Below are 26,725 nucleotides of genomic sequence, written 5' to 3' on the forward strand. Positions count from 1 at the left end.
CTTCAGGGGGTATCCATGCAGGCCAGCAGCATGGCCCAGAATTCGGAGAAGTCATTCACGACCACGTCCGGTCGGTAGGGGTGATTGGTATCGGCTGGGAAGAGGCGGGTGAGTGCTGGTAGATCCCACTGGGCGCTGTTGAACAAAACTGCGGTCTGCCCAGCACGCCGGGCGGCGCTTACATCCGTGGTGCTGTCGCCCACGTACCATATGCCCAGATCCGAGGGCTCGCCCAGTCGCTCTGCGGCCAGTAGCAGCTGGTCCGGATGAGGCTTTCGGTGGGGAACGTCATCCCCACAGATGTTGATGGTGAACAGCTGCTCCCAGCCGCTTCCATCCACGAGCCGCAATTCATCCTCGAAGAACTCGCGATCACGGTTGGTGATGACACCAATGTCCAGCGCCAGAGTGTTCAGTGTCGAAAGCAGCTCCCGCACGCGTGGTTCCAGAGGCAGAACGGCGCCGTAGTGGCGCCGGTAGTGATTCCGGAATACCTCGTGAGCCCGGTTTTTGCTCGCATCGTCCTCCCCGAAAAGAACTTCGAATATGTCTGTCCTGGAGATTTTGCGATCGGCCTGCACTTGCGGGTGGAGGCGGGAATGATCGCGCGCGTAATCCACCAGGCGCTGTTCTTCGGGGGAGCGGGCATTCGAGGAGGTGGCGATGTTATCCAGAAGGCCCAGTTGCCGCAGTTCCGGCAGCATGTCGTCCACCGCGTGATACATGGCGTCCAGTGTGTCGACCAGAGTGGCGTGCCAGTCGAAAAGGATGACCCGGGGCGGTGTCAGATTGACCACTGAGGGATGCCAGTCTGGCTCGACTCGGGGATCGGGTGGCTTGGGTGCGGGGTAAGGCGCCGGTCGCTCGGATTCCAGGATGGTGAGGGAGCGGCCTTCAAGGCTGTGTGCGATGCGCTCGGTCAGGGCTTCAAAAGAATGGGCGATGGCCACCGGATAGTGTTCAGGATCCCCGGAAAAACGGCGTTCGATGTATTCCGGTTCCCATTGGCCACCGTTGAAGAACACCGGCGTAACACCAGCGTTGCCGGCCGTGATCATATCTGTGGTGCTGTCGCCAATATACCAGATGCGGGCATCCGCCGGATGCTGTGCGGCTTCGGTCGCTTTCAGAATGATGTCTGGATCAGGCTTGTAAGCAGTGATATCGCCGGCACAGACAGTGAGGTCGATCAGCGGCTGCCAGAGTCCACTATCAACCAGTGTCAACTCGCGCTCCAGAAATTCCCGGTTGCGGTTGGTGGCTATGCCCAGTTGGATGCCCGCCGCACGCCAGGCCCTGAGATAATCACCAATGCCCTCCTGGAATGGTGTGACCTCGCCGTAGTGATGGCGGTAACAGGCGTTATAGGCTTCATGGGCAACCTGTTTTGCTCGGGTGTTGTTACCAAAGATGGCATTGAAAATGTCGGTGCGCGAAACGCGGCGCTCTGAGAGAATGCGCGGGTGGAGGCGGCGGAACAGGCGAATGTAGCGCACCAGCCGGGTGTCATCAGCTGTCTTGCACCACTCTTCCGGGAGCAATTCTTCCACCAGCCCGAGTTCTTCCAGCCGGGGCAGCATCTCTTCCATGGCCGAGAACATCGCATCGTGGGTATCCACGAGGGTCCCGTGCCAGTCAAAAAGGATGAGCTCAGGGGTCGGTGAGTCGGGCCAGTTCACGGTGCAGCTCCGCTTCGTCGCCCAGGTTTAGTTCTACCAGGCGCCGGAGGTGGGTAGCGCTGTCCAGATCCAGCGAGCGGCATTCAAAACCCAGCTGGTCATCTTCCTTGTGGCGCAATGTGGCACCCATAGTGATGCAGGTGCTGTTGTCTGAAAGCCAGACAGTTACGGTGTACCCATCACCGGGGTCACCACTGAAGTCTTTTGGTGCTTTCAGCAGGGCGCCATGGAGGGAGATATCCAATACCTGACTGGGCCAGATCCGGTCTCCCAGATGGATCTCGCAGAGGGCATCGAACAGGATGCGGCTGAAAACGCGACGTTCCTGGTTGGCCATGGGCAAACCTCATCAGGGCATTTCCTTCACTATAGTGAAAGATGCCCTGATGGGGAAAATCGTTCAGGCAAGTTTTTTGTGCTTGACCCGTTTCGGTACCCAGGCGTCGTCGCCTTTGCGGGCGCGCAGGTCGCGGTCGTACTCTGAGAAGTTGCCCTCGAAGAAGACCACGTCGCCATCGCTTTCATAGGCCAGGATATGGGTGGCCACCCGGTCCAGGAACCAGCGGTCGTGGGAGATGATCATTGCACAGCCGGGATAAACCAGCAGGGCCTCCTCGAGCGCGCGCAGGGTTTCCACGTCCAGGTCGTTGGTGGGTTCGTCCAGCAGGAGGACGTTGCCGCCTTCCTGCAGCAGCTTAGCCAGATGGACGCGACTGCGCTCACCGCCGGAAAGCTCCTTGATGCGCTTCTGCTGCTCGGCGCCCTTGAAATTGAAGCGCCCTACATAGGCTCGCGACTGGGTCTGGTATTGACCAACCTGGATGATGTCCTGGCCACCACTGATCTCCTCCCAGACGCTGTTTCCCTCATTGAGTTCGCGCATCTGGTCCACATAGGCCAGCTGTACCGACTCGCCCAGCACGATCTGGCCCTCGTCAGGCTCTTCGGTACCGATGATCATCCGGAACAGCGTTGACTTGCCCGCGCCGTTGCCGCCGATGATGCCAACAATGCTGGCTGGCGGTACGCTGAAGGTCAGATTTTCAAACAGAACCTCGTCGTCATAGCGTTTGGTGACGCCATCAACCTCGATCACCTTATTGCCCAAGCGCGGCCCTGGCGGGATATAGAGCTCATTGGTCTCATTACGTTTCTGGAATTCCTGGGAATTGAGCTCCTCGAAGCGCTTGAGGCGGGCCTTGTTCTTGGACTGCTGGCCCTTGGCCTGGCTCTTCACCCATTCCAGCTCCTGCTGAACAGCCTTGCGCTGCGACGCTTCCTGTTTGGCTTCCTGCTGCAGGCGCTTTTCTTTTTGTTCCAGCCATTCGGTGTAGTTGCCCTGGAAGGGAATGCCCTGACCACGGTCCAGCTCCAGAATCCAACCTGCGACGTTGTCCAGGAAGTAACGGTCGTGCGTGATCGCCACCACTGTTCCCTGGAAGTCGTGCAGGAATCGCTCCAGCCAGGCCACACTCTCGGCGTCAAGGTGGTTGGTGGGCTCATCCAGCAGCAGCATGTCCGGGCTGGACAGCAACAGTCGGCACAACGCCACGCGCCGGCGCTCGCCGCCGGAAAGGTGACTCACCTGCGCATCCCAGGGCGGTAGACGCAGAGCCTCAGCGGCCACTTCCATGCGCCGCTGAATGTCGTGGCCCTCGGAGGCCTGAATGAAGGCTTCCAGCTCGCCCTGTTCCTGAGACAGAGCATCGAAGTCGGCGTCTGGCTCGGCGTAGGCGGCATAGATTTCGTCCAGCCTTGCCAGGGCCTTATGCACTCCTTCAACGGCCTCCTCAATCACTTCGCGCACGGTCTTGTCGTCGTCCAGTTCCGGCTCCTGAGGCAGATAGCCGATGTTAAGGCCGGGCAGTGGCCGCGCCTCGCCGACATAGTCCGTCTCAACGCCGGCCATGATCCGCAGCAGGGTCGACTTGCCGGCGCCATTGAGGCCGAGAACGCCGATTTTGGCGCCGGGGAAGAAACTCAGGTTGATGTCCTTGAGGATTTCTTTTTTTGGAGGAACGACCTTGCCGAGGCCGCTCATGCTGAATACGTACTGAGCCATGGAAGCAGTGTCCTGATCAGGAGTCGGGAAATGGAAGCGTGGTCTGTGCGTACGTTAACCAATCCCTGCGGTTGAGGCAATAAAGGCCACCAATGGCGGGGGGGTTGCGGCGCATTCCGGGAGGGCGGCTGTTATTCTCGCCCCTTTTCGGTAGAATAGGATTTCTGCAGGAGAGACCCCGAGAGTTCATGATCGACCATTTTCTGGCAAGCAAAGGCGTTCCTCGGGGCGCGTCAATTGCCAGCACACGAGAGGCTGACAATGTTTAAGCGAGATATGACCATTGCCGGTTACGACGAGGAAGTCTGGAATGCCATGGAGGCGGAAGTCCGCCGACAGGAAGAGCATATCGAACTGATTGCGTCCGAAAACTACACCAGTCCACGCGTGATGGAAGCGCAGGGCTCGGCACTGACCAACAAGTACGCTGAAGGGTACCCCGGTAAGCGCTACTATGGCGGTTGCGAGCATGTGGACGTGGTTGAGGAGATCGCCATCGAGCGAGCCAAGAAGCTTTTCGGGGCTGACTACGCCAACGTTCAGCCGCACTCCGGTTCCTCCGCCAACAACGCGGTCTATCTGGCTCTTATGAAGCCGGGTGAGACCGTGCTGGGCATGAGCCTGGATGCCGGCGGGCACCTGACTCACGGTGCCAGCGTCAATTTCTCAGGCAAGATCTATAACGCCGTGCAGTACGGTCTTGATACAGAAACCGGCCTGCTTGACTACGAAGAGATCGAGCGTCTGGCGGTTGAGAACCAGCCGAAAGTGGTTCTGGCCGGCTTCTCCGCCTATTCCCAGCAGCTCGACTTCAAGCGTTTCCGTGAAATCGCGGACAAGGTAGGCGCCTATCTGTTTGTTGATATGGCGCACTTCGCAGGTCTTGTTGCTGCCGGCGTTTATCCGAACCCGGTGCCCTATGCCGATGTGGTCACCACCACGACCCACAAGACCCTGAGAGGCCCGCGTAGCGGTCTGATCCTGGCCAGGTCCAACCCCGATCTGGAGAAGAAGTTCAACTCCGCAGTTTTCCCGGGCAGCCAGGGTGGCCCGTTGATGCATGCCATCGCCGGCAAGGCGGTGTGCTTCAAGGAAGCCATGCAGGATGACTTCCGCGAGTATCAGCAGCGCGTGGTGCAAAACGCCCAGGCCATGGCCGAGGTGTTCCAGAAGCGTGGTTTTGATGTCATTTCCGGGGGCACCAAGAACCATCTGTTTCTGCTGAGCCTGATCAAGCAGGATATTACCGGCAAAGACGCCGATGCGGCGCTCAGCAAGGCCAACATCACGGTCAATAAGAATGCGGTCCCCAATGATCCGCGCTCGCCGTTCGTGACTTCCGGGTTGCGGATTGGTACACCGGCGATGACCACGCGTGGTTTCGGTGAAAGCGAGGCACGCGACCTGGCCGGCTGGATGTGTGATATCCTTGATGATCTGGATAACGAAGAGACCATCGAGCGGGTTCGCAAAGACGTTCAGGAGCTGTGCCGGCGTTTCCCGGTTTACGCTGACTGATCACTGGCGGCTCGCTTGCCGTCCGGGAGTGTGACTGGATGCATTGCCCCTTCTGCGGCGAGGCGGATACCAAAGTGATCGATTCGCGCCTGGTCGGCGACGGCGACCAGGTGCGACGGCGTCGTGAATGCCTTTCATGTCGTGAACGCTTCACTACCTTTGAGGGGGCGGAGCTGATCATGCCCCGCGTGGTCAAACAGGACGGCTCGCGGGTTCCCTTCGATGAGGACAGGTTGCGCGAGGGTCTGATGAAGGCCCTCGAAAAGCGCCCAGTTGATATCGAGGCCATCGAGGCCGCCGTCAACCGGATCAAGTTCCGGCTGCGCTCGACCGGTGAACGGGAGGTGAAATCCCGGATGATCGGCGAGGAAGTGATGTACGAACTGCGCCAGCTCGACAAAGTGGCGTATGTGCGTTTTGCCTCCGTGTATCGCAGCTTTCAGGACATCAATGAATTCAAGGAAGAGATCGAGCGACTGGGCCGCTCCGGTGACGTGGGTGATGAGTCTCCGGTAACCGTGGCGGCACGTGCGTTGAAGGAATCCGTGGATAAATAATCCGGAACCGGGTGACCCGCCGTTGATCAAAGCCACTGATACCCGATACATGGCAATGGCTCTGCAGCTTGCCGAGCGCGGGCTATACAGTGCGCACCCCAACCCGAGGGTAGGGTGTGTGGTGGTCAACGAGGGCGAAGTGGTTGGCACCGGCTGGCACCAGAAGGCTGGGGAGGCACACGCGGAAGTGAACGCGCTGGCGGCTGCGGGTGAGCGGGCACGGGGCGCTACCGCCTATGTGACTCTGGAGCCCTGCAGCCACCACGGTCGGACGCCGCCCTGTGCCCAGGCGCTGGTGGATGCGGGTATTGCGCGGACGGTGATCGCTACCGGTGATCCGAATCCAGCGGTTGCGGGCCGAGGTCTGGCTCTGTTGCGGGCTGCGGGCGTCGAAACAGACAGTGGTGTACTGGCTGAACCCGCTTGGCAACTCAACGCGGGGTTCCTGCGGCGGATGGCCGGGGGAGCGCCCTGGGTACGGCTCAAGCTGGCCGCCAGCCTTGATGGGCGCACCGCCATGGCCTCTGGTGAAAGTCAGTGGATTACAGGGTCTGATGCCCGCAGGGATGTCCAGCGGTTGCGGGCGCGTTCCGGCGCGATCATGACGGGGTCCGGCACGGTCAGTGCCGATGACCCGTCATTGACCGTGCGCGCCTTTGAAATGGGTGAAACAGGGGGTAAGGCACTTCCGCCTGAGCAACCGCTGCGGGTGGTTCTGGATCCCTGCCTGGGAACGGACCCTGGTGCCCGTGTTATTCAGGGCGAGGGCGAGTGCCTGCTTGTGAGCACGCCGGCAGCCGTGGACGAAGGCCGTGCCGCACGTTTGCGGGAACACGGCGCCGAGGTGGTAACCGTGGCGCCGGACAGCCGTGGTCGTCCAGCTCTGCGTGCTGTTGTTGAGCTGCTGGCGGCACGCGGCATCAACGATGTGCTTATTGAGGCTGGCGCCACGCTGGCGGGTGCGGCTCTGGAAGCGCAAGTGATCGACGAGCTCTGGCTGTATCAGGCACCAACGATACTGGGCAGCCGGGCGAGACCCATGGCGGAGCTGGCGCTGGATCAGATGGCGCAGCAGCACCGTATGGCGGTATGGGAGCGGCGGGTGGTCGGCGCGGATCAGAGACTGATCCTGAAACCGGCGGCGCATGCCCATTAAGTGACGGCGAACAGGGTGCAGAATGGCACTGAACAGTATTGACGAAATCCTTCAGGACATCCGGCAGGGCCGGATGGTCATTCTGATGGACGACGAGGACCGGGAGAATGAGGGCGATGTGATCATGGCTGCGGAGTGCGTCCAGCCGGAACACATCACCTTCATGGCCACCGAGGCGCGCGGGTTGATCTGCATGCCCATGGCCCGCGAGCGCTGTGAGCGCCTGAACCTGCCTCTGATGGTCCAGCGCAACAGTTCCGGGTACGGTACCAAGTTCACCGTCTCCATTGAGGCGGCGAAGGGCGTGACCACGGGCATCTCGGCGGCTGATCGGGCACGCACTGTGCAGGTCGCAGCGGGTCGGGGCGCGCAAGCGCAAGACATTGTGAGCCCCGGGCATATATTTCCCCTGATGGCCCAGCCTGGTGGGGTGCTATCGCGTGCCGGGCATACGGAAGCGGCCTGTGACCTTGCAGGCATGGCGGGGCTCGAATCCGCCGGCGTGATCTGTGAGGTCATGAATGACGATGGCACTATGGCGCGCCGCCCCGAGCTGGAAGCGTTTGCGCAGCGCCACGATCTGAAGATCGGCACCATTGCGGACCTGATTCATTACCGCACCATGAACGAGCGGACCGTGGAGTGCGTGGATCATTACGAGATGACCACAGAATACGGGGAATTCCGACTGCATACCTACCGTGATTCCATTCAGGGTGAGACCCACCTGGCGCTGACCATGGGCGAGATCGACCCGCAGGAGCCGACCCTGGTCCGGGTTCATATAACGGACACGCTGCGCGACCTGCTGCATGCCAACTATCCGGGATCACCACGCTGGCCTCTGCACGCAGCAATGCGCAAGGTAGCGACAGAGGGCTCTGGTGTGATTGTGCTGCTCAATAACGGCCGCGACAGCTACGCGCTGGAGGAGCGCATCCGGGGGTTCTTTGAGGCCCTTTCCAGTGGCCAGGGTTCGCCGGATGCCTCGGGCAGCTCCGGTGTCTACCTGACAGTGGGCACCGGCTCCCAGATCCTGAGGGATCTGGGTGTCAGTCGGATGCGGCTGCTGAGTGCGCCCATCAAGTTCTCGGGAATTTCCGGCTTCGATCTGGAGGTTGTTGAGTACCTGCCCTACCATGACGGGAATGACCAATAACGGCTATTGCCGGTACGGAGACAGTAATGACAGACATAAAGACCATTGAAGGGGACTTCATCGACTGCCGTGGCGATTACGCGCTGGTGGTGGGTCGCTTCAACGGGTTTGTGGTTGAAAGCCTCGTGGAGGCCGCCACCGATACGCTGGTCCGACACGGGATCAGCCGGGAGAGTATCACCATCTACCGCGTCCCGGGCGCATACGAGATCCCGGTGACCGCCCAGAAAGTCGCGCGCAGCGGGCGCCATGACGCGGTGATCGCGTTGGGCGCGGTGATCCGCGGCGGGACGCCGCATTTCGACTACGTGGCCGGTGAGAGCTCTTCCGGAGTGGGCAGCGTCGCTCTGGATACCGGACTCCCGGTCATCTTCGGCGTGCTGACGCTGGATACCATTGAACAGGCCATTGAGCGGGCCGGAACCAAAGCCGGCAACAAGGGCGCCGACGCCGCCATGACGGCGCTGGAAATGGTCAGCCTGTTCCGGAGGATTGACGCGCAATGAGTGAAGGCGGTGAGCCAGAGAACAACCAGGGCAAATCACGCCCGGCGGACCGCCGCAAGGCGCGTTCGCTGGCGCTGCAGGCCCTGTATCAGCGCCACTTTTCCAACAGCCCGATCAGCCAGATCGAAGCCGAGTTTGTGACCGATAACGACATGGAAAAGATTGATGGCGCCTACTTCCGGGCACTGCTGCAGGGCGTGGACCGCTCCCGAAGTGAGCTCGACCGCCAGTTCGAGCAGCTGCTGGATCGGCCGGTTAGTGAGCTTGATCCCATTGAGCTTGCCATCCTGCGTATCGGAACCTTCGAGCTGATGAACCGCGCTGATGTGCCTTACCGAGTGGTGGTCAACGAGGGTATTGAACTGGCCAAGCGCTTTGGCGGTACCGATGGCCATAAGTACATCAACAGCATTCTGGATCGTCTCTGTCCGCGTCTGCGTCCCGCGGAAACGCGCTCGCGGCACGCCTGAACGCGCTTGCCTCCATGGATGAATTCAGCCTGATCGACCGCTTCTGGAAGCCTCTTGGGGATGCGATTACCCGCAGCGAGGTGATCGAGGGCATCGGCAATGACGGCGCCGTGGTGCGCTGTCCGCCGGGGCAGAATCAGGTTGTGACCATGGATACCCTGCTTGAGGGCGTTCACTTTCCCCGCAATATGCCGCCCCACGCCCTGGGGTGGCGCGCTCTGGCGGTGAATCTCAGTGATCTTGCCGCCATGGGGGCTGAGCCCCTGTGCTTTACCCTTTCTGTTACGTTGCCCGAGGCCAGCGAATCCTGGCTGGCTGCTTTCGCGGATGGCATAGGAGCGTTGGCGGTCCAGGAAAATATCCAGCTGGTGGGCGGCGATACCACGCGCGGGCCGTTAAGCATCACGATCCAGGCTCAGGGGCTGTTGCCCGATGGCTCAGCCGTTCGCCGGGGAAGCGCTCAGGTTGGAGACCGCATCTGTGTCAGCGGTACGCTCGGCGAGGCGGGAGAAGCGCTCAACTGGCTGGACGCTGCGGATGCGCCGGCGCCCGCCGTATCCGCGATGCTTGAACGCTACCGGTATCCGCAACCCCGGCTGGCACTGGGGCAGTGGTTGCGTGAGGCAGGTGCTTGCGCCGTGGACGTGAGTGATGGCCTGCTGGCCGATCTAGGGCATCTGTTGGTTGATCGCGGGGCCTGTGTGGACTGGCAGGCGCTGCCCGTTTCCCCGGAATTGGTGAGCTTGCGTGGTGCGGACGGTGCGCGGAGGCTGGCTGCCTCCGCCGGGGATGATTATGAACTGCTCTATACCTGGCCCTTGGATGCGCCAGCCCCTTCAGGCCCCAACGGCGGCACACTGCCTCAGACGGTGATCGGGACCGTAACGCAAGAGGCCGGCGTGACACTCCTGGGGCCTGATGGCAGGATCAACATTGCAGAGCAGGGCTACACCCATTTCGGGGCGCATCATGGCTGAGAGTGCAATGAACCCACGGACACTGCTGCGGGACCCCGGGCACTGCCTCGCGCTGGGGCTGGGATCCGGCTGCATTCGCCGGGCTCCGGGCACCTGGGGTACGCTGGCGGGTCTGCTGCTGTACTCGCTGATCGTCTGGCTGCCGGCCCCTGTCTACCTCGCTCTGCTGGTTGCCGCCTTCGTGGCGGGTGTTCAGCTGTGTGCCCGCACGGCAAAAGCGCTGGGCGTGCATGATCATCCGGGGATAGTCTGGGATGAATTCGTGGGCATATGGCTGGCACTGGCGCTGCAACCGACCGGGGCTTTCTGGCTGCTGTTCGCCTTCCTCGCTTTCCGTTTTTTCGACATCATCAAACCCTGGCCCATCGGCTGGTTGGACCGGCGCATGCCGGGAGGCCTTGGCATCATGATCGACGACGTGGTGGCTGGTGCCTATGCACTGGTGCTGATGGCTCTGCTCCAGTGGGGGGTCTGAACCACTGCGTCAGTGTCGCGCCTCATCGCGCTGCTCGGGAAGCATCTGGACGACGTTGAGAAAGCGGCGCAGACCCACTTCAGCGCGTTCACGGGTGGCATAGGGGCCGCTGTCGAAGCCTTCCCGAGTGGTGAAGTACCAACGGTTTCCCACGCAGAAAAAGCGGCTGCTGCGGAATGGAATGGGGATGCGCTCTTCTCCCACCCTGGCTTTAGGCTCCATGGTTGCCCCCTTTAATACCATGCGATGTGGTTTGTTATTCTCGGATGTCTTTATTGGATAGTCATTAAACAATCCGTGTTGCAGTATAGACAGATTTTGACCCGGTTTGACAATCCGTCAGAGACCCGGATTTGTAGCGCGACTCTGATCGGCTTAATGACGTCAGCTTACCGCTGGATTGTCAGTTCCGGCTATGGCGCTGGCTTCAATTGCCTCAACAGCGGTTTCCATCAGTTCCGCGAGCTGCTCGCCGTCCGGAACCAGGTCTGGACAGGTCGTCAGATTGAGGTGAATAGCGCCGGCGTAACTCAACGCCAGGATTGCCAGGCCGGCGCCGTGGAACAGAGGCGCGGAGTTGACCTGATGAACCAGCCGTGCGCCCTTGAGATACAGCGGCACCTGGGGACCGGGCACATTGGTGATGGGCAGGTTGAATGCTGGCTGGTAGTGCTGGGCCAGATGGAATTCACTGTAGAGCCGCGTGGAGAGGGCAACCAGCGTTGAAGGCAGACGTTCGGTCAGGCGGTCCGCGGCAATGGCTTCCCCGTAGTTCTCCGAGGTCCGCGTGTTATCCCGGATGAGGGCGACCCGGCGGGCGGGATCCGGTTCCTCAGTGGCCAGGTTCACCAGCATGGCTGACATCTGGTTGCCCATTGGCTGGCGCAGGCTGCGCGAACGTACTGAGACCGGCGTCAGCGCTACCAGGCTGTCTTCCGGTTGAATGCCATGGCCCGTCATGTAGCGTTTCAACGCTTCCGCACAGATCCCGAGCACCAGGTCATTGAGGCTGATGTCCGGGCCGATGGCGCCTTTCAGGGTTTTCAGCCGGGACAGGTCAAATGAAGTGCTGTTGAGGCGCCGGCGTGTCGTGAGGTTGCGATTGAAGGGGGTGCGTGGCGCGCTCAGAACATTTTTCGGGGTCCGGATTCGGCCGATGGGGTGTTCCATGAAGTCGCGCAGTGCCGCTGTCATGGTTGACTGGGTGAGGCTGAGGAACTGGAACGGCTTGCGCAGCAGATTCAGTGATGCGCGCGTCAGCAGCTGCTCCGGTCGCGGTACGGGTTCCGGCTGCCATGCCGGTGGCCGCGTCTTGGTGGGCGTGTCCGGGGTGTATTCGAGCAGCTTACCCATGACTTCCTCGCCGCTGAAGGCGTCTACGGCGGCATGATGCACGCGCACCACCAGCGCAAAGCCATCCGCGGGAAGCAGGGTGTCCGGACCAAACCCTTCCACCCAGGTGACATGCCAGAGTGGGCGTGTGCGGGGCAGGGGGGTGGCCAGTCGATCCTCTGTCAGGGCCATGAGTGCGGCGTGGTCACCGCCCTCCAGATTTACTGATTCAATATGGCGCTCAATGGCGAAATCCGGGTCGTCAATCCAGTAGGGGCGGTCCAAGTTAAAGGGCAGGTGCATCAGTTTCTGGCGGAAAAAACCCGCGAGGTGCAGGCGGTGGTTCAGGTAGTCCCGGAAGTCATCGAACGTCAGCGCCTTCTCCCGTTCCGCGGCATCGAAGATGTAGAGACCGCCGATGTGCATGGGTGTGGTCTCGGATTCGAGGAAAAGAAAGGACGCGTCCAGTTCGTTCAGTTGATGCATCAGGGAAATCCGCTTTGCTCCGTGATGGATGATCTTCGTCTCAGACCGGGGTGAGCCAGGGGCTGAAATAGTCCGGTTGGGAAAGATGATCCCAGAACCAGTTGATGGCCTTGCCCTGATCCCCACGCCGGCGGGCCATGCAAAGTATCACCGGAGGGCGCCTGGTGGCTACGTCCAGTGCCACGAGTTCGCCGGATGCCAGGGCCGGCTCCACCTGAGGGCGCGGCAGCCAGCCAACGCCCATGCCGGCTTTCTGGGCCTCGATCTTGTGGGCCATGCTGGAGACCGTAAGAGTGCGCTGGCGGGCAAAGATGCCCGCCGAACCGGCCGGCAGCTGGCGGGAACTGTCCGCCGCCACAACCGCGGGCCAGGCGCTCAGGGTCTCCTCGGAGAGGGGGCCCGTTTCGGCCGCCAGTGGGTGATTGTGGGCGACGGCATAGACAAAGGGCACCTGGCCGATATCCCGGTGCTCGAAATCCCCTGGGGGCTGGATTTCGCTGGTGGCCCCGGCAATGAGGTCCGCCCTGCCCGTGTGGAGGGCATCCCAGGGGCCGTTGAATACTTCATCGAGCAGGTGAATTTCTACCGGAACCCCAAGCTCGTTGAATGCACTGACCGCCGGGAACAGAGCTGCCACTGGAAGTAGTGCATTCACGGCAATGGTTACACTCGCCTCCCAGCCTTCGGCTACGCGTCGAGTGGTGCGCGCCAGTGTGTTGGCGGCCTCCAGAAGCTGCCGGCCTTCTTCCAGCAGGTAGTGACCGGCGTTGGTCAGGGTTGCGCGGTGGCCGGAACGGTCAAACAGGAGCACATCCAGATCTTCCTCCAGCTTGTGCACCGTGTAACTGATCGCGGACGGCACCCGGTGCATTTCCTCGGCGGCAGCAGCAAAGCTGCCCTTGCGGGCGATGGCGTCGAGGACGCGCAGGGCGTCAATGGTGATGGGAAATGCCATGGTCAAAAATACTGAAAGGGTTGGCCAGATTTAATTGGTTGTCGCGAATGCCATTCTAACGCAATCTGGCTATAGACGTATTCATTGCCTGAGTTTTATGAGAGGAGAAAGCGCTATGGGCCTGTTGATCAATGGGGAGTGGCATGACCAGTGGTACGACACCGCCAAGAGCGGGGGTGCCTTTGTGCGCGAGAGCGCCCAGTTCCGCAACTGGGTAACACCGGACGGCAGTGCCGGACCCACGGGCGAGGCTGGCTTTGCGGCAGAACCCGGGCGCTATCACCTCTATGTGGCACTGGCCTGCCCATGGGCGCACCGTACGCTGGTTTTCCGCAGGCTCAAGGGGCTGGAGGACATGATCCCGGTATCCATCGTGCATCCGGACATGCTGGAGAACGGCTGGGAGTTCCGGCCTGATGATCACTTCCATCGTGACCATGAAAACGGGGCCCGTTTCATGCATGAGATCTACACCCGGGATACGCCGGACTACACCGGCCGGGTAACAATCCCGTGCCTGTGGGATACACATCAGCAACGGATCGTGAGCAATGAATCCGCGGATCTGATCCGGATGTTCAACAGCGGTTTTGACGGCCAGGGTGCACGGCCCCTGGATTTTCATCCTGAGTCGCTGCGAGATGAGATCGACACCGTCAACGAGCGGATCTACAACAGCGTCAACAACGGCGTCTACCGGGCGGGCTTCGCCACGGTTCAGGACAAGTACGAGCAGGCGTTCACGGAAGTCTTTGAAGCGCTGGAGTGGCTTGAAAGCCGCTTGGCGCGGCAGCGCTATCTGGTGGGCAACCGCCTGACCGAGGCGGACTGGCGCCTGTTCACGACCCTGGTGCGCTTTGACGCGGTCTACTACAGCCACTTCAAGTGCAACCGTCACCAGCTGCGCGATTTTCCGAATCTGCAGGGCTACCTGAAAGACCTCTACCAGATTCCGGGCGTTTCGGAGACGGTGAACATCGACCAGATCAAGCGCCATTACTACCGCAGCCAGAGGACCATCAACCCGACCAAGATCGTGCCGGCGGGGCCGGTGCTTGAGCTGGAACAGGCTCATGACCGGGGTCATCTCGGCCCGGATTTCCCTGAGGCTTGCGCTGCCGGCTCAGTCTGAGCGCTGGACCGCCAGATCCACCAGATGATGGAGAGCCTGGCGATGAGGCGAGTCGGCCAGCACTTCAAGGCATCGCCGCGCCTGTGCCGCCTCCGCAGCGGCACACCGGCGGCAGTACTCAATGGCGCCGCTGTTGTGAACGGCTTCAAGCACAGGCGTGAGCTGATCGGACCCACCACTGCGGATGGCTTGACGCACCGTTGAGGCATCTGCGGAGTGACCGTTCGTCATGGCATGGATGAGCGGCAGAGTGGCCTTGCCCTCGGCCAGATCGTCGCCCACATTCTTGCCCATGGTCCCGGCGCTGCCTTCATAGTCCAGCACGTCATCCACGAGCTGGAACGCCATGCCCAGATGCTGGCCGTAATCGCGCAGAGCGGCTTCGGTGGCGCTATCGGCCTGCGTCAGTACGGCAGCGGAATGGGAGGCCGCCTGGAAAAGCATGGCTGTCTTGCTGTGTATGACGTTGCGATAGTCCGCTTCGGAAAGATCCGGGTTACGGATATTGGTGAGCTGCAGCACCTCGCCCTCGGCGATCACACCGGTGGCCTCTGAAAGCAGATCCATCACGCGCATGTTTTCGAGACTGACCATCATCTGAAAGGCGCGGGCGTAGAGGAAATCCCCTACGAGCACGCTGGGCGCGTTGCCCCAGCGGGCATTGGCGGTCTCACGCCCACGGCGCAGCTCGGAGGTATCCACAACATCATCGTGCAGAAGGGTTGCGGTGTGCAGAAACTCGATCACCGCCGCCAGGGTCGCCTGGCGTTGGCCTGTATTCCCCAGTGCCCCGGCACTGAGGAGCACTAAAAGCGGACGCAGGCGCTTACCGCCGCTGTCCACGATGTAATGGCCAATGTGCTCGACCAGCGGCACGCGCGAGTTCAGCTGCTCGTGGATCTGCGCGTTAACGCGCTCGAAATCATCCCGGACAGGGGCGTAGATGGCATCCAGACTCATAGGCATTCAGCAGTTGTCGGGCAGCGCCCCAGCGGCGCCAGGACATGCAGGAGTCGTAGATTATGGGGCGTGTCAGGGGCTGTCAACTTGGAGTGATGCATCAATGTAGTGAGTGGTCATTAACCGGCGCTTATTGCTCCCGAGGCCGGATTTCTCTATAATCCGCAGCCCTGTAACTCATCCCAATACCTGCCGCTCCCTGCTATAGGGTCGCCAGAGTGCTTCCCTTAGAACCAGGCTCAAGAGCAGGGATGGGTCATCGACGGAGAAGGCGCATGTACGCAGTGATTGTCAGCGGTGGTAAGCAGCACCGCGTTCGCGAAGGCGAGAAGATCAAGCTCGAGAAAATCGAGACTGAAACCGGCGGCACGGTGGAGTTCGACCGTGTACTGCTGGCGGGAGAAGGGGACGAAGTGAAAATCGGTACCCCGGACCTAGATGGCGCAAAAGTGACTGGCGAGGTAGTCAGCCACGGTCGTCACGACAAGATCCAGATCATCAAGTTCCGCCGCCGCAAGCACTCCATGAAGCAGATGGGGCACCGGCAGTGGTATACTGAAGTCAAGATTACCGGTATCAAGGCTTAAGGGGGCAGCATGGCTCACAAAAAGGCAGCAGGTAGTACCAAGAACGGACGCGATTCCGAGTCGAAACGCCTCGGTGTGAAGGCGTTTGGTGGCCAGGCAGTGCAGCCCGGCAGCATCATTGTCCGCCAGCGTGGTTCCAGCTTCCGCGCCGGTCAGGGCGTGGGCGTTGGCAAGGATTTCACTCTGTTCGCTCTGGACGAGGGTGTGGTGCGGTTCGATGTGAAAGGGCCGCGCAACCGCAAGTACGTGAGCATCGAATCCGCGGGCTGAACCGCGATTTCTGAGGCTCTGCAACCCCGTGCCGCAATGCGGTACGGGGTTTTTTGATTCGAGGCATCCCATGCAGTTCGTTGACGAAGTCACCATAGTGGTTCAGGCCGGCAAGGGCGGTAATGGCTGCCTGAGTTTCCGGCGTGAGAAATATGTGCCCAAGGGCGGGCCCGATGGTGGCGACGGAGGCGATGGCGGTTCCATCATCCTGCGGGCGGATAGCGATCTCAATACCCTTGCGGATTACCGCTATCAGCGCAAGTTCCGCGCTGGTACGGGCGAGGATGGCCGTGGCAGCAACTGTTCGGGCGGCAAGGGTGAGAATCGGGTGCTGGATGTGCCGCTCGGCACGACCGTAGTCGACTGTGATACCGATGAAATCCTGGGCGATCTGACTGAGGCAGGGCAGACCCTGCGGGTAGCCCAGGGCGGTTTTCACGGGCTGGGCAACACCCGTTACAAGTCGAGCGTGAACCGTGCGCCGCGTCAGACCACCTCCGGCTCCGCGGGTGAAGCCCGCGAAATCCGTCTGGAAATGAAAGTGCTCGCGGATGTGGGGCTGGTGGGGCTGCCCAACGCCGGCAAGTCCACCCTGATCCGCGCCATGTCCGCCGCCAAGCCCCGGGTTGCGGACTACCCCTTCACTACGCTAGTGCCGAATCTGGGCGTGGTCTCAGTGGCCGCGCACCAGAGTTTTGTGGTGGCGGATATTCCCGGGCTGATCGCAGGCGCCTCCGAGGGCGCGGGACTGGGTATCCGCTTCCTGAGGCACTTGGTGCGCACCCGGCTGCTGCTGCACGTTGTGGATCCCATGCCCTGGGATGATGAGGACCCTGTCGAGTCGGTCCACACCATCACCCGTGAGCTGGAGCGTTTCAGTCCGGCGCTGGCCGAGCGCGAGCGCTGGCTGGTGATCAACAAGGCCGACTCGCTTCCGGATGCCGAGGACGAAGTGGCGCGCCTGCGTGAATCCCTGGGCTGGGAAGGCCCGATTTTCCTGATCTCAGCGCTCAGCGGCGATGGCATTCAGGCGCTTGCCCAGGCGATCATGCGTTGGCTTGAGCAGCAGACTGAGCGTGAACGGGAGGATCCGGTGTTCGCCCGGGCTGAGGCCGAGCTTCGCCAGCAGGTCGACGCGCAGGCCCGGGAGCAGATCCAGTCGCTGCGGGGACCTCAGCAGGATGAAGACGAGGATGATGACGAAGACGATGATCACGATGTTGAGGTGGTCTACGCACGCTGAGGCGGCGCGCCATGACTGAGCGCCAGCGCATTGCCGGGGCGCGCCGGCTGGTGGTTAAGATCGGCAGCGCCCTGCTGACCGACGACGGCCGCGGCCTGTCCCGAGAAACCTTCACGCAGTGGGTCGATCAGCTCATGGCATGGCGGCGCGCGGGCGTCGAGGTGGTGCTGGTGTCTTCCGGCTCGGTTGCCGAGGGCATGAGTCGGCTCGGATGGGCTCAGCGCCCGGAACATGTGCATGAGCTCCAGGCAGCCGCAGCCGTGGGCCAGATGGGGCTCGTGCAGGCCTGGGAGGCGCAGTTTCAGCGCCACGGTACCCACACCGCTCAGATCCTTCTGACCCATGATGATCTCTCCGACCGCAAGCGTTACCTGAATGCGCGCAGTACGCTCAGGACGCTTCTGCCCATGGGCGTTATCCCTATCGTCAACGAGAATGACACGGTGGTCACAGACGAAATCCGTTTCGGTGATAACGACACACTCGGGGCTCTCGTCGCCAACCTTGTAGAGGCCGATGGCCTGATCGTTCTGACCGACCAGCCAGGCCTCTATGACAGTGACCCTCGCAGCAACCCTGATGCTGCCTTGATTCCTGAGGCGCGGGCCAGCGATGAGCGTCTCGATGCCATGGTGGCGGGCGGCAGTCGTGGCTCGCTGGGAAGCGGTGGTATGGCGACCAAGGTGCGCGCGGCACGGCTGGCGGCTCGTTCCGGTGCCTTCACGCTGATTGTTGGTGGCCGCATCGAGCGCGTTCTTGAACGGGTTCGCTCTGACGAGGTGTTGGGTACCCTGTTGGTTCCGGATCAGGAGCGTCTGGATGCGCGTAAACAGTGGATCGCCGGGCATCTTCGCACTCGTGGACGGCTGGTGCTGGATGATGGCGCGGTACGGGTGTTGCGTGAGGGGGGGCGGAGCTTGCTGCCTGTTGGGGTGCGCCTTGTCGAAGGCGGCTTCCGTCGGGGAGAGATGGTTTCCTGTGTGGATGCACAGGGGCAGGAAGTGGCGCGCGGGTTAGTCAGCTACGATGCGGCTGAGGCCCAGCAGCTTGCCGGCTGCCCCAGTGAGCGGATTGCCGAGCGGTTGGGGTATGTGCAGGAGGAAGAGCTGGTGCATCGGGACAACATGGTCCTGGTCTAGCTCCAGCTCCGCCGCTGAATCCTGAAACGAACAGACCCCGCCGAAGCGGGGTCTGCTGTGAACGGCAACCCGTTGCGTTCAGCCGGACTGAAGCGCCTTGATGCGTGCGTTGAGGCGGCTCTTGTGACGAGCCACTTTGTTCTTGGCGAACACGCCCTTGTTCACGCTGTTGTCGAGCACGGGCTCCATCTCGCGGAACGCTTCACGTGCGCCTTCGGCATTGCCGTTGCGCAGCTGGGTCTCAACTTTCTTGATGTAGGTGCGCGCGCGCGAGCGCTGGCCAGCGTTGTGTTTGCGCTGCAGCTCGTTGAGGCGGGCACGCTTTCTTGCTTGCGGAGAGTTAGCCACCGTTTGACTCCTCGAATTCGGGTTACCAATGGGTCTGAAATGACGCGGAATCATGCCGCGCAGATGCGCTGTTGTCAAGGATTGAGCGGTGGTGCGGTCGTCAGGTGCCGGTCAGGGTGGTAGTATCCCGCGTTTTCACCCGGGATCATCAGGCATGTCTCAGGAGCCGCAGAGCGAGCCAGTACCGGAGGAACCGGAGGAAGAGGAGGCCTCATCGGGCCATGTCCGTGGTCTTCTGCGCTCCTCCGGCATTTTTGCGGTCTTCACCATGCTCTCCCGGGTTCTGGGGCTGGCCCGTGACATTGTGATTGCCCGCTACTTTGGCGCCGGTCCGGACGCCGATGCCTTTTTTGTTGCCTTCAAGATCCCCAACTTCCTGCGCCGCCTGTTCGGGGAGGGCGCCTTCAATCAGGCGTTCGTGCCGGTCCTGTCGGAATACCGCGAAAAATACGACACCCGCTCCGTGCATTCACTGGTCAATACCGTGGCCGGGTCGCTCGGGTTCGTGCTGTTGGTTGTTTCCGTGCTGGCAGTGCTGGGATCCCCCTGGATTACTGCCGCCTTTGCTCCGGGGTTCATCGGCGACGAAGCCCGCTACCCGCTGGCGGTGGCGATGCTGCGCATCACGTTTCCCTACCTGATGCTGATCTCGCTCACCGCTTTCTGCAGCAGTGTTCTGAACAGTTACGACATTTTCGGGGTTCAGGCGTTCACGCCCGTGATCCTGAACCTGAGCATGATTGCCAGCGCCATCTGGCTGACGCCTTACATGCAGGAACCAATACTGGCACTGGCCTGGGGTGTTGTGATTGCTGGTGTGCTGCAATTGCTGTTTCAGCTGCCGTTCCTGGCCCGGCTCAACCTGCTGCCGAGGCCGCGTATCGACTACCGGCACGAGGGCGTGGTCCAGATCATGAAACTGATGGCGCCGGCGCTTTTCGGTGTCTCGGTGAGCCAGATCAACCTGCTGCTGGATACCATACTGGCTTCAATGCTCGAGACCGGAAGTGTGTCCTGGCTGTATTATTCCGACCGGCTCTCGGAGCTGCCTCTGGGCATCTTCGGTGTGGCCATCGGCACCGTGATCCTGCCGAATCTGTCGCGCAAGCACGCGGATGAGTCCATGGCATCGTTCTCGCGCACCCTGGACTGGGCGCTGCGCAGTGTATTGCTTCTGGGGATTCCGGCAGGGCTGGCGCTGTGCCTGCTGGCGGAACCGTTGATTGCGACCCTGTTCCATTATGGCGAGACCACAACGCGGGACGTTTTCATGTCCGCCCAGAGCCTGCGGGCTTACGCGCTGGCGCTGGTTGCCTTCATGCTGGTGAAAGTGCTGGCTCCGGGCTTTTTCTCCCGTCAGGATATGCGCACGCCGGTGCGGATTGCGGTGATAGCGATGACGTCCAATATGGTGTTCAACCTGATCCTGGTCTGGCCGCTGGCGCATGCCGGGCTGGCATTGGCGACGGCGCTGTCCGCCTGGATGAACGCCAGTTTGCTGTTGCGTGGGCTGCATCGGGAAGGTGTCTTCCGCCCGCAGCCCGGCTGGGGCCGTTTCGCGTTGCAGCTTTTGGCGGCTAATGCGCTGATGGGGGTGCTGCTTTTGCTGGTCTCTCCTGGTGCTGCTGAGTGGCTGGATTTCAGCCTGTTCATGCGAATGGGTTACACAGCGGCGCTGGTTGTGGGCGGGGCCCTGGTGTACTTCGCTGTGCTGCTTCTTTCAGGGGTTCGTGTGCGTCATTTCCGTATGCATTGACGCCTTTGTGGTCGAGGGCATTGGGCCTTGTCCCGCCATTGCGGTATAATCCGCGTCCCCCGAGACTCACGAAGGAGCCCCGCATGCGCCTGATCCGAGGGCTGCACAATCTCAAGCGCTGGGCGGAACGCAGTGACAACCCCCTCGCTAACGGGTGTGTCGCCACCATAGGCAACTTTGACGGCATCCATCGCGGTCATCAGGTCATTATCGACCAGGTGCGGGATCGCGCCCATCAGCTGGGCGTTCCTTCGGTGGTGATGGTGTTTGAGCCCCAGCCAAGGGAATTCTTTGGCGGAGCGGACGCGCCGCCGAGGCTGATGCGCTTCCGCGAGAAGGTGGAGGTGTTGCTCGCCCATGATGTGGATATCGTCGTCTGCCTGCAGTTCGGTTCCCGGTTGCGTAACCTGTCCGCCATGGATTTCATCGAGCAGGTGCTGATGGAAGGATTGAACGTCCAGCACCTGGTGGTCGGAGATGACTTCCGCTTCGGCTGTGATCGCAAGGGCGACTTCCGGCTCCTGCAGCAGGTTGGGGCGGAGCGTGGCTTCGAGGTGGAACACACCAAGACCATTCAGGTTGGCGGCGAGCGCATCAGCTCCACCCGCCTGCGCCAGGCACTGGGAGAAAACCGGCTGGCGGACGCCGGGGAGCTGCTGGGTCGCCCCTATGCCATTACCGGGCGCGTCGTTTATGGCAAGGCGCTGGGCCGGGAGCTGGGCGTACCGACCGCCAATATCCTGCTTGGGGGGCGTAAGCCGCCGCTGCGCGGCGTTTATGTGGTGATGGTGGAAATGCCCGGCGGCCACGTTGAGCGCGGTCTGGCCAATATTGGGATGCGGCCAACTGTTAACGGGCAGTACCCGTCAGTGGAGGTCCATCTGCTGGATTTCTCCGCCAACCTTTATGGGCGGCGGCTGGGTGTGACGTTCCTTTACCATCTGCGGGATGAGGTCAAATTTGACTCCGTGGAAGAGCTTGAATACCGCATTCACGAGGACATCAACCAGGGCCGTGACTGGCTGGCGAACAACCGCCCGGTACCGACCAATGTGGAACGCTGACCGAAACGACAGACTCCGGGAACCTTCATGAGCGATTACAAAGACACGCTGAACCTGCCGAAGACGGATTTCCCCATGCGGGGGAACCTGTCCAAGCGCGAGCCCGAGATGCTTGAACGCTGGAACCGTCTGGATCTTTACGGCACGCTGCGCCAGCGCCGTGCGGGCGCCGAGCGCTTCGTGCTGCACGATGGCCCGCCCTACGCCAACGGCAGCATTCACATTGGTCACGCGGTCAATAAGATCCTCAAGGACATGGTGGTCAAGTCCCGCAACCTGATGGGCTATGACGCCCCCTATGTACCGGGCTGGGACTGCCACGGTCTGCCCATCGAGCATAAAGTGGAGCAGGACATCGGCAAGGCCGGTGACAAGGTTGACTACAAGACCTTCCGCCAGGCCTGCCGCGATTACGCCGCTGAGCAGCTGGACAACCAGCGCCAGGACTTCATCCGGCTCGGCGTGATGGGGGACTGGTACAACCCCTACCTGACGATGGATCCGAAGGTCGAGGCCGACATCGTCCGCTCCCTGGGCCGCATCATTGATAACGGCCACCTGGAGCGTGGCTTCAAGCCGGTCTACTGGAGCGTGGTCGGCCAGTCCGCATTGGCGGAAGCGGAGGTGGAGTACCAGGAGAAAACCTCCATCCAGATTGATGTGCGTTTCCCGGCGGTTGCGCCGGGGAAAGTGGCTGGTGCCTTCGGCCAAAGCGAGCTGGATGCGCCCGTCTCGATGGTGATCTGGACCACTACGCCCTGGACCATCCCGGCCAACCAGGCGGTGGCAGTTAACGAGGAGCTGGAGTACAGCCTGATCCGCGCCGATGCCGGCCGGGGAACTGAATACCTCGTTGTGGCCGAGGAGCTGCGCGAGACGGTGACCGAACGCTGGAACCTGCAGAATGCCGAGGTCGTGGCACGCTGCCGTGGCGCGGCGCTGACCGGCCTGAGCCTGCAGCACCCGCTCTATGAGCGCCAGGTGCCTGTTGTGCTGGGGCATCATGTTTCCACGGACGCGGGTACCGGGCTGGTGCACACCGCACCGGACCATGGTCCGGATGACTTCGAGATTGGGCGCGCCAATGGCATCGGCACGCTGAATCTGGTGAAGGCGGACGGCACCTATGCCGATGCCGCCGGCGAGTTCACGGGCATCCACATCTACAAGGCGGATACCCCGGTCTGTGAGGCGCTGGAACGCGAGGGCTGCCTGCTGTTCCAGGAGTCATTCAAGCACAGCTATCCCCACTGCTGGCGAACCAAGACACCGCTGATCTACCGCGCCACGCCCCAGTGGTTCATCAGCATGGACCGCAACGGGCTCAAGAAGGGGGCTCTGGAAGCGATTCCCGGTGTGCGCTGGATTCCCTCCTGGGGCCAGCAGCGCATCGAGGGCATGATCGAGCAGTCCCCGGACTGGTGCATCTCGCGCCAGCGCACCTGGGGCGTGCCCATCACGCTGTTCGTGCATAAAGATACCTATGAGTTGCATCCGCGCACGCCCGAGCTGATCGAAGACGCCGCCAAGGCCATTGAGAAGGACGGCATTGACGCCTGGTACGAGCTCGACGCCCGCGAACTGCTCGGCGACGACGCCGATACCTACGAGAAGGTCACGGACACCCTGGACGTCTGGTTCGACTCCGGTGTAACCCATGCCTCGGTGCTTGACCGGCGCGAGGATCTTAATCGCTATCCCGCCGATCTGTATCTGGAAGGGTCGGATCAGCACCGGGGCTGGTTCCAGTCCTCGCTCAAGACCGGCATCGCCATCAACAAAATGGCGCCCTACAAAGAAGTGCTGACCCACGGATTCACCGTGGACGAAAAGGGCTACAAGATGTCCAAGTCCATGGGCAACGTTATTGCGCCCCAGAAGGTGATGGATGAGCTGGGCGCCGACATCCTGCGCCTGTGGGTGGCAGCCACCGACTACAGCGCAGAAATGTCGGTCTCTCAGGACATCCTCAAGCGCACCGCGGATGCCTACCGCCGCATCCGCAATACCTCGCGCTTCCTGCTGGCCAACCTGGACGGCTTCGATCCGGCCGCAAACAGCGTGGCTTTTGACGATATGGTGGCGCTGGACCGCTGGATGGTGGACCGGGTGCGGCGCCTGCAGGACGAAGTGATCGATGCCTATAACCGCTACAGCTTCCTGCAGGTGTACCAGAAGGTGCACAACTTCTGCATTCTGGATCTGGGAGGGTTCTATCTGGACATCATCAAGGATCGCCAGTACACCACTCAGGCGGACAGCCTTGAGCGCCGCTCCTGCCAGACCGCGCTGCACCACGTGGCCGAGGCTCTGTCGCGCTGGATCGCGCCCATTCTGACCTTTACCGCGGATGAGATCTGGCAGCATATTCCCGGCGAGCGGGACGAGAGCGTGCACTGGGCCACCTGGCACGAGGGTCTGGAGGCACTGCCGGCGGATGCGCCCATCAAGCAGGAAGAGTGGGACACGCTGATTGATGTGCGCAGCGCGGTGAACAAGCAGCTCGAAGCCGCGCGCAACGAGGGCACCATCAAAGGCTCACTGAGCGGTGAGGTCACGCTTTATGCGGATGGTGGCCTGAAGGAGCTGCTGGAACGTCTGGGCGATGAACTGCGCTTTGTGATGATCACCTCCGAGGCCCGGATTGCGCCGCTGGCCGAGGCGGGTGAGGCGCCGGCAACCGAGCTTGAGGGTCTGAAGGTCGCCGTTAGTGCCGCCAGCCACACCAAGTGCGAACGCTGCTGGCATCATCGCCCGGATGTGGGTGAGCACAGCGCGTACCCGGAGCTGTGCGGTCGTTGCATCAGCAACATCAGCGGCAACGGCGAAAACCGCTGGTTTGCGTAACGCCATGCTGACGCCGCTGGCCCGCTATGGGCTCATCATCGCTGCCGCCATTGTGGTGGCGGATCTCACTACCAAGGCCGCGGCCACGGCCATGCTGGATTACGGTGAGGCCAACGTGGTGCTGCCGTTCTTCAACCTGACGCTGCTGCACAACACCGGCGCCGCCTTCAGTTTTCTTTCAGAGGGCTCCGGCTGGCAGCGCTGGTTGTTCATTACGCTGGCGGTGGTCATATCCGGGGTCCTGGTGGTCTGGCTCACGCGCCTGAAGCAGCATGAGACCTGGCTTGGCGTTGCGCTGGCCTTCGTGCTCGGTGGCGCTGTGGGTAATCTGTATGACAGGGTGGTGCACGGCTATGTGGTGGATTTCTTTCACTTCCACTGGGCCGGCTACCATTTCCCCGCCTTTAATGTGGCGGATAGTTTCATTACCGTTGGCGCGCTCATGCTGCTGCTCGACGTTTTCATGAGCGGTGAGCACCGAGACAGCGACACACTGGATAAAGGCAACAAGCAATGAGCGTAATCGGAGCGGACAGCCAGGTGACACTGCACTTCGCGCTGCGGCTGCAAGACGGTTCAGACGTGGACTCCACCTTCGAGAAGGACCCCGCAACCCTGACCATGGGCGACGGCAACCTGCCGGAGCCCTTCGAACGGCTCCTGCATGGACTCAAAGCCGGCGACCGCCAGAGTTTTTCAGTGCCGCCCGAGGATGCCTTCGGCCAGCCCAACCCCAACAACGTCCAGACGTTCAAGCGCCGCGAGTTCAGCCCGGAGCTGCCGCTGGAGGAAGGCATGGTGCTGTCCTTCGCGGATGCGGCCAAGGCCGAGGTGCCGGGTATTATCAAGGCGTTTGATGATGATAGTGTTGAGATTGATTTTAATCATCCGCTCGCTGGCAAAACGCTCGAATTCGAGGTTGCCATTGTGGATGTCCAGTAAGCACCGGGAACCATGACCATGCAGATCAAGCTCGCTAACCCCCGTGGATTCTGTGCCGGCGTTGACCGCGCCATCGAAATCGTTAAGCGCGCGCTCGATGTCTACGGCGCGCCCATCTACGTCCGCCATGAGGTGGTGCACAACAAGTTCGTAGTGGATGACCTGCGCGAGCGCGGCGCCGTCTTTGTGGATGAGCTGCATCAGGTACCTGATGACGCCTGGGTGATCTTCAGCGCCCACGGTGTCTCCCAGGCGGTGCAGCAGGAAGCGCAGGACCGCGGCTTACAGGTGTTTGATGCCACCTGCCCGCTGGTGACCAAGGTGCACATGGAGGTCATGACCTACAGCCGTGAGGGGCGCGAATGCATCCTTATTGGCCATGCCGGCCACCCGGAAGTGGAAGGCACTATGGGCCAGTACGACCGCAACAACGGCGGCGACATCTACCTGGTGGAAAACGAGGCCGATGTTGAGAAGCTGCAGGTCAAGGACCCGGAAAAGCTGGCGTTCGTCACCCAGACCACGCTTTCCATGGATGATACCGCACGCGTTATCGACGCCCTCCAGACCCGCTTCCCAGCCATTCAGGGTCCGCGTAAGGACGACATCTGCTACGCCACCCAGAACCGCCAGGATGCCGTTAAGATGCTGGCTGGCGAGAGCGACGTGATGCTGGTGGTAGGGTCGCCTAACAGCTCCAACTCCAACCGCCTGCGCGAACTGGCCGAGCGCATCGGTACCCCCGGCTACCTGATCGATACCGCCGACCAGATAGACGCCTCATGGCTTGAAAACATCGGCACCGTGGGCGTGACAGCCGGCGCATCCGCCCCCGAGGTGCTGGTAGAGGAGGTGATCGCGCGCCTGCGCGAATTCGGCGGCCAGACCCCGGATGAGCTGGAAGGCGAACAGGAGAACGTGGTGTTCAGCATGCCGAAGGCGTTGCGGATTCCGGCGAAGGAAGTGGAGGCCTGAAGGCAGGCCATCACCTGCTTGTGAACGTGGTTTCAAACTGTAACGCCCGGACGCATTGTCTCCGGGCGTTTTTTGTGAAGTGTGCTAATCTGCACATCGTATGCAGTCCTGTGCGACTGTTAGTGAATAT

The 26,725-nt window shown here is 61.5% G+C and carries 27 protein-coding genes; 19 read left to right on the forward strand and 8 right to left on the reverse strand.

Going from position 1 to position 26,725, the window contains the following annotated elements:
• Nucleotides 1-2: 2 nt before the first annotated feature.
• The 3 genes from AAF659_RS10495 to ettA form a co-directional block, all read right to left on the reverse strand.
• A complete protein-coding gene (locus tag AAF659_RS10495; RefSeq protein WP_349751700.1) occupies nt 3-1,679 on the reverse strand; it encodes an HAD family hydrolase in 1,677 nt (558 codons plus the stop codon).
• Nucleotides 1,651-2,016, reverse strand: a complete 366-nt coding sequence (locus tag AAF659_RS10500; protein ID WP_349751701.1) for a PilZ domain-containing protein — start codon at nt 2,014-2,016, stop codon at nt 1,651-1,653. Before AAF659_RS10500 ends, AAF659_RS10495 begins: the two co-directional genes overlap by 29 nt.
• 63 nt (nt 2,017-2,079) lie before the next feature.
• Nucleotides 2,080-3,741, reverse strand: coding sequence for an energy-dependent translational throttle protein EttA (gene ettA / locus AAF659_RS10505; protein WP_349751702.1), 1,662 nt, complete (start codon nt 3,739-3,741; stop codon nt 2,080-2,082).
• Between the two features lie 261 nt (nt 3,742-4,002).
• On the opposite strand from ettA, the gene glyA reads away from it, so the two are divergent.
• From glyA to AAF659_RS10545, 8 genes are read left to right on the forward strand one after another with little or no spacing between them, the layout of a single operon-like run.
• Nucleotides 4,003-5,259 carry a serine hydroxymethyltransferase gene (gene glyA, locus AAF659_RS10510; protein ID WP_349751703.1) on the forward strand — a complete coding sequence of 419 codons (1,257 nt, stop codon included), beginning with the start codon at nt 4,003-4,005 and terminating at the stop codon, nt 5,257-5,259.
• Between the two features lie 38 nt (nt 5,260-5,297).
• Nucleotides 5,298-5,816, forward strand: a complete 519-nt coding sequence (gene nrdR / locus AAF659_RS10515) for a transcriptional regulator NrdR (protein ID WP_349751704.1) — start codon at nt 5,298-5,300, stop codon at nt 5,814-5,816.
• A 22-nt stretch (nt 5,817-5,838) separates the two neighbouring features.
• Nucleotides 5,839-6,972, forward strand: a complete 1,134-nt coding sequence (gene ribD, locus AAF659_RS10520; RefSeq protein ID WP_349751705.1) for a bifunctional diaminohydroxyphosphoribosylaminopyrimidine deaminase/5-amino-6-(5-phosphoribosylamino)uracil reductase RibD — start codon at nt 5,839-5,841, stop codon at nt 6,970-6,972.
• Nucleotides 6,973-6,994: 22 nt separating this feature from the next.
• Nucleotides 6,995-8,131 (forward strand): bifunctional 3,4-dihydroxy-2-butanone-4-phosphate synthase/GTP cyclohydrolase II, encoded by a 1,137-nt coding sequence (gene ribBA / locus AAF659_RS10525; protein WP_349751706.1) that lies wholly within the window; start codon nt 6,995-6,997, stop codon nt 8,129-8,131.
• A 26-nt stretch (nt 8,132-8,157) separates the two neighbouring features.
• Complete coding sequence (gene ribH / locus AAF659_RS10530; protein ID WP_349751707.1) at nt 8,158-8,637, forward strand: 6,7-dimethyl-8-ribityllumazine synthase; 480 nt, start codon at nt 8,158-8,160, stop codon at nt 8,635-8,637.
• Nucleotides 8,634-9,107, forward strand: a complete 474-nt coding sequence (nusB, locus tag AAF659_RS10535) for a transcription antitermination factor NusB (RefSeq protein ID WP_349751708.1) — start codon at nt 8,634-8,636, stop codon at nt 9,105-9,107. The genes ribH and nusB overlap by 4 nt, the downstream gene beginning before the upstream one ends.
• 14 nt (nt 9,108-9,121) lie before the next feature.
• Nucleotides 9,122-10,084, forward strand: a complete 963-nt coding sequence (gene thiL, locus AAF659_RS10540) for a thiamine-phosphate kinase (protein WP_349751709.1) — start codon at nt 9,122-9,124, stop codon at nt 10,082-10,084.
• Nucleotides 10,077-10,559 (forward strand): phosphatidylglycerophosphatase A family protein, encoded by a 483-nt coding sequence (locus tag AAF659_RS10545; protein WP_502949205.1) that lies wholly within the window; start codon nt 10,077-10,079, stop codon nt 10,557-10,559. Before thiL ends, AAF659_RS10545 begins: the two co-directional genes overlap by 8 nt.
• A gap of 9 nt (nt 10,560-10,568) precedes the next feature.
• On the opposite strand, the gene AAF659_RS10550 is transcribed toward AAF659_RS10545, so the two are convergent.
• The 3 genes from AAF659_RS10550 to AAF659_RS10560 form a co-directional block, all read right to left on the reverse strand.
• On the reverse strand, nt 10,569-10,781 hold the full coding sequence (locus tag AAF659_RS10550; protein WP_349751710.1) for a DUF6316 family protein: 213 nt from the start codon (nt 10,779-10,781) through the stop codon (nt 10,569-10,571).
• A gap of 162 nt (nt 10,782-10,943) precedes the next feature.
• Entirely contained in the window at nt 10,944-12,377 is a 1,434-nt protein-coding gene (locus tag AAF659_RS10555) for a wax ester/triacylglycerol synthase family O-acyltransferase (protein WP_349751711.1), read from the reverse strand.
• A gap of 40 nt (nt 12,378-12,417) precedes the next feature.
• Nucleotides 12,418-13,332, reverse strand: coding sequence for a LysR substrate-binding domain-containing protein (locus AAF659_RS10560; RefSeq protein ID WP_349751712.1), 915 nt, complete (start codon nt 13,330-13,332; stop codon nt 12,418-12,420).
• A gap of 115 nt (nt 13,333-13,447) precedes the next feature.
• Here AAF659_RS10560 and AAF659_RS10565 point away from each other — a divergent pair, with 115 nt between their 5' ends.
• Complete coding sequence (locus tag AAF659_RS10565; RefSeq protein WP_349751713.1) at nt 13,448-14,464, forward strand: glutathione S-transferase family protein; 1,017 nt, start codon at nt 13,448-13,450, stop codon at nt 14,462-14,464.
• On the opposite strand, the gene AAF659_RS10570 is transcribed toward AAF659_RS10565, so the two are convergent.
• The gene (locus AAF659_RS10570; RefSeq protein WP_349751714.1) at nt 14,456-15,424 is read right to left on the reverse strand and encodes a polyprenyl synthetase family protein; all 969 of its coding nucleotides are present in this window, start codon (nt 15,422-15,424) and stop codon (nt 14,456-14,458) included. The genes AAF659_RS10565 and AAF659_RS10570 overlap by 9 nt on opposite strands.
• 275 nt (nt 15,425-15,699) lie before the next feature.
• On the opposite strand from AAF659_RS10570, the gene rplU reads away from it, so the two are divergent.
• The 4 genes from rplU to proB all read left to right on the forward strand — a co-directional run bounded on the left by rplU (nt 15,700) and on the right by proB (nt 18,663).
• Nucleotides 15,700-16,011, forward strand: a complete 312-nt coding sequence (rplU, locus tag AAF659_RS10575; protein ID WP_349751715.1) for a 50S ribosomal protein L21 — start codon at nt 15,700-15,702, stop codon at nt 16,009-16,011.
• Between the two features lie 9 nt (nt 16,012-16,020).
• A complete protein-coding gene (gene rpmA, locus AAF659_RS10580; RefSeq protein ID WP_349751716.1) occupies nt 16,021-16,281 on the forward strand; it encodes a 50S ribosomal protein L27 in 261 nt (86 codons plus the stop codon).
• A gap of 70 nt (nt 16,282-16,351) precedes the next feature.
• Nucleotides 16,352-17,524, forward strand: coding sequence for a GTPase ObgE (obgE, locus tag AAF659_RS10585; RefSeq protein WP_349751717.1), 1,173 nt, complete (start codon nt 16,352-16,354; stop codon nt 17,522-17,524).
• An 11-nt stretch (nt 17,525-17,535) separates the two neighbouring features.
• Nucleotides 17,536-18,663: a glutamate 5-kinase gene (gene proB / locus AAF659_RS10590; protein WP_349751718.1), complete on the forward strand. Its 1,128-nt coding sequence runs from the start codon at nt 17,536-17,538 to the stop codon at nt 18,661-18,663.
• 78 nt (nt 18,664-18,741) lie between these two features.
• Here the strand turns inward: proB and rpsT are convergent, their stop codons facing one another.
• On the reverse strand, nt 18,742-19,011 hold the full coding sequence (rpsT, locus tag AAF659_RS10595) for a 30S ribosomal protein S20 (protein WP_349751719.1): 270 nt from the start codon (nt 19,009-19,011) through the stop codon (nt 18,742-18,744).
• 154 nt (nt 19,012-19,165) lie between these two features.
• On the opposite strand from rpsT, the gene murJ reads away from it, so the two are divergent.
• The 6 genes from murJ (at nt 19,166) to ispH (ending at nt 26,595) form a co-directional block, all read left to right on the forward strand.
• The gene (murJ, locus tag AAF659_RS10600; RefSeq protein ID WP_349751720.1) at nt 19,166-20,767 is read left to right on the forward strand and encodes a murein biosynthesis integral membrane protein MurJ; all 1,602 of its coding nucleotides are present in this window, start codon (nt 19,166-19,168) and stop codon (nt 20,765-20,767) included.
• A gap of 83 nt (nt 20,768-20,850) precedes the next feature.
• Nucleotides 20,851-21,831, forward strand: coding sequence for a bifunctional riboflavin kinase/FAD synthetase (gene ribF, locus AAF659_RS10605; RefSeq protein WP_349751721.1), 981 nt, complete (start codon nt 20,851-20,853; stop codon nt 21,829-21,831).
• A 27-nt stretch (nt 21,832-21,858) separates the two neighbouring features.
• A complete protein-coding gene (gene ileS / locus AAF659_RS10610; RefSeq protein WP_349751722.1) occupies nt 21,859-24,678 on the forward strand; it encodes an isoleucine--tRNA ligase in 2,820 nt (939 codons plus the stop codon).
• 4 nt (nt 24,679-24,682) lie between these two features.
• Nucleotides 24,683-25,195: a signal peptidase II gene (lspA, locus tag AAF659_RS10615; protein ID WP_349751723.1), complete on the forward strand. Its 513-nt coding sequence runs from the start codon at nt 24,683-24,685 to the stop codon at nt 25,193-25,195.
• Entirely contained in the window at nt 25,192-25,620 is a 429-nt protein-coding gene (gene fkpB, locus AAF659_RS10620; RefSeq protein WP_349751724.1) for an FKBP-type peptidyl-prolyl cis-trans isomerase, read from the forward strand. Before lspA ends, fkpB begins: the two co-directional genes overlap by 4 nt.
• Nucleotides 25,621-25,638: 18 nt before the next feature.
• On the forward strand, nt 25,639-26,595 hold the full coding sequence (ispH, locus tag AAF659_RS10625; RefSeq protein WP_349751725.1) for a 4-hydroxy-3-methylbut-2-enyl diphosphate reductase: 957 nt from the start codon (nt 25,639-25,641) through the stop codon (nt 26,593-26,595).
• The last annotated feature ends 130 nt before the right edge of the window (nt 26,596-26,725 follow it).

The organism is Salicola sp. Rm-C-2C1-2 (assembly GCF_040196175.1).
Classification (GTDB): domain Bacteria; phylum Pseudomonadota; class Gammaproteobacteria; order Pseudomonadales; family Oleiphilaceae; genus Halospina.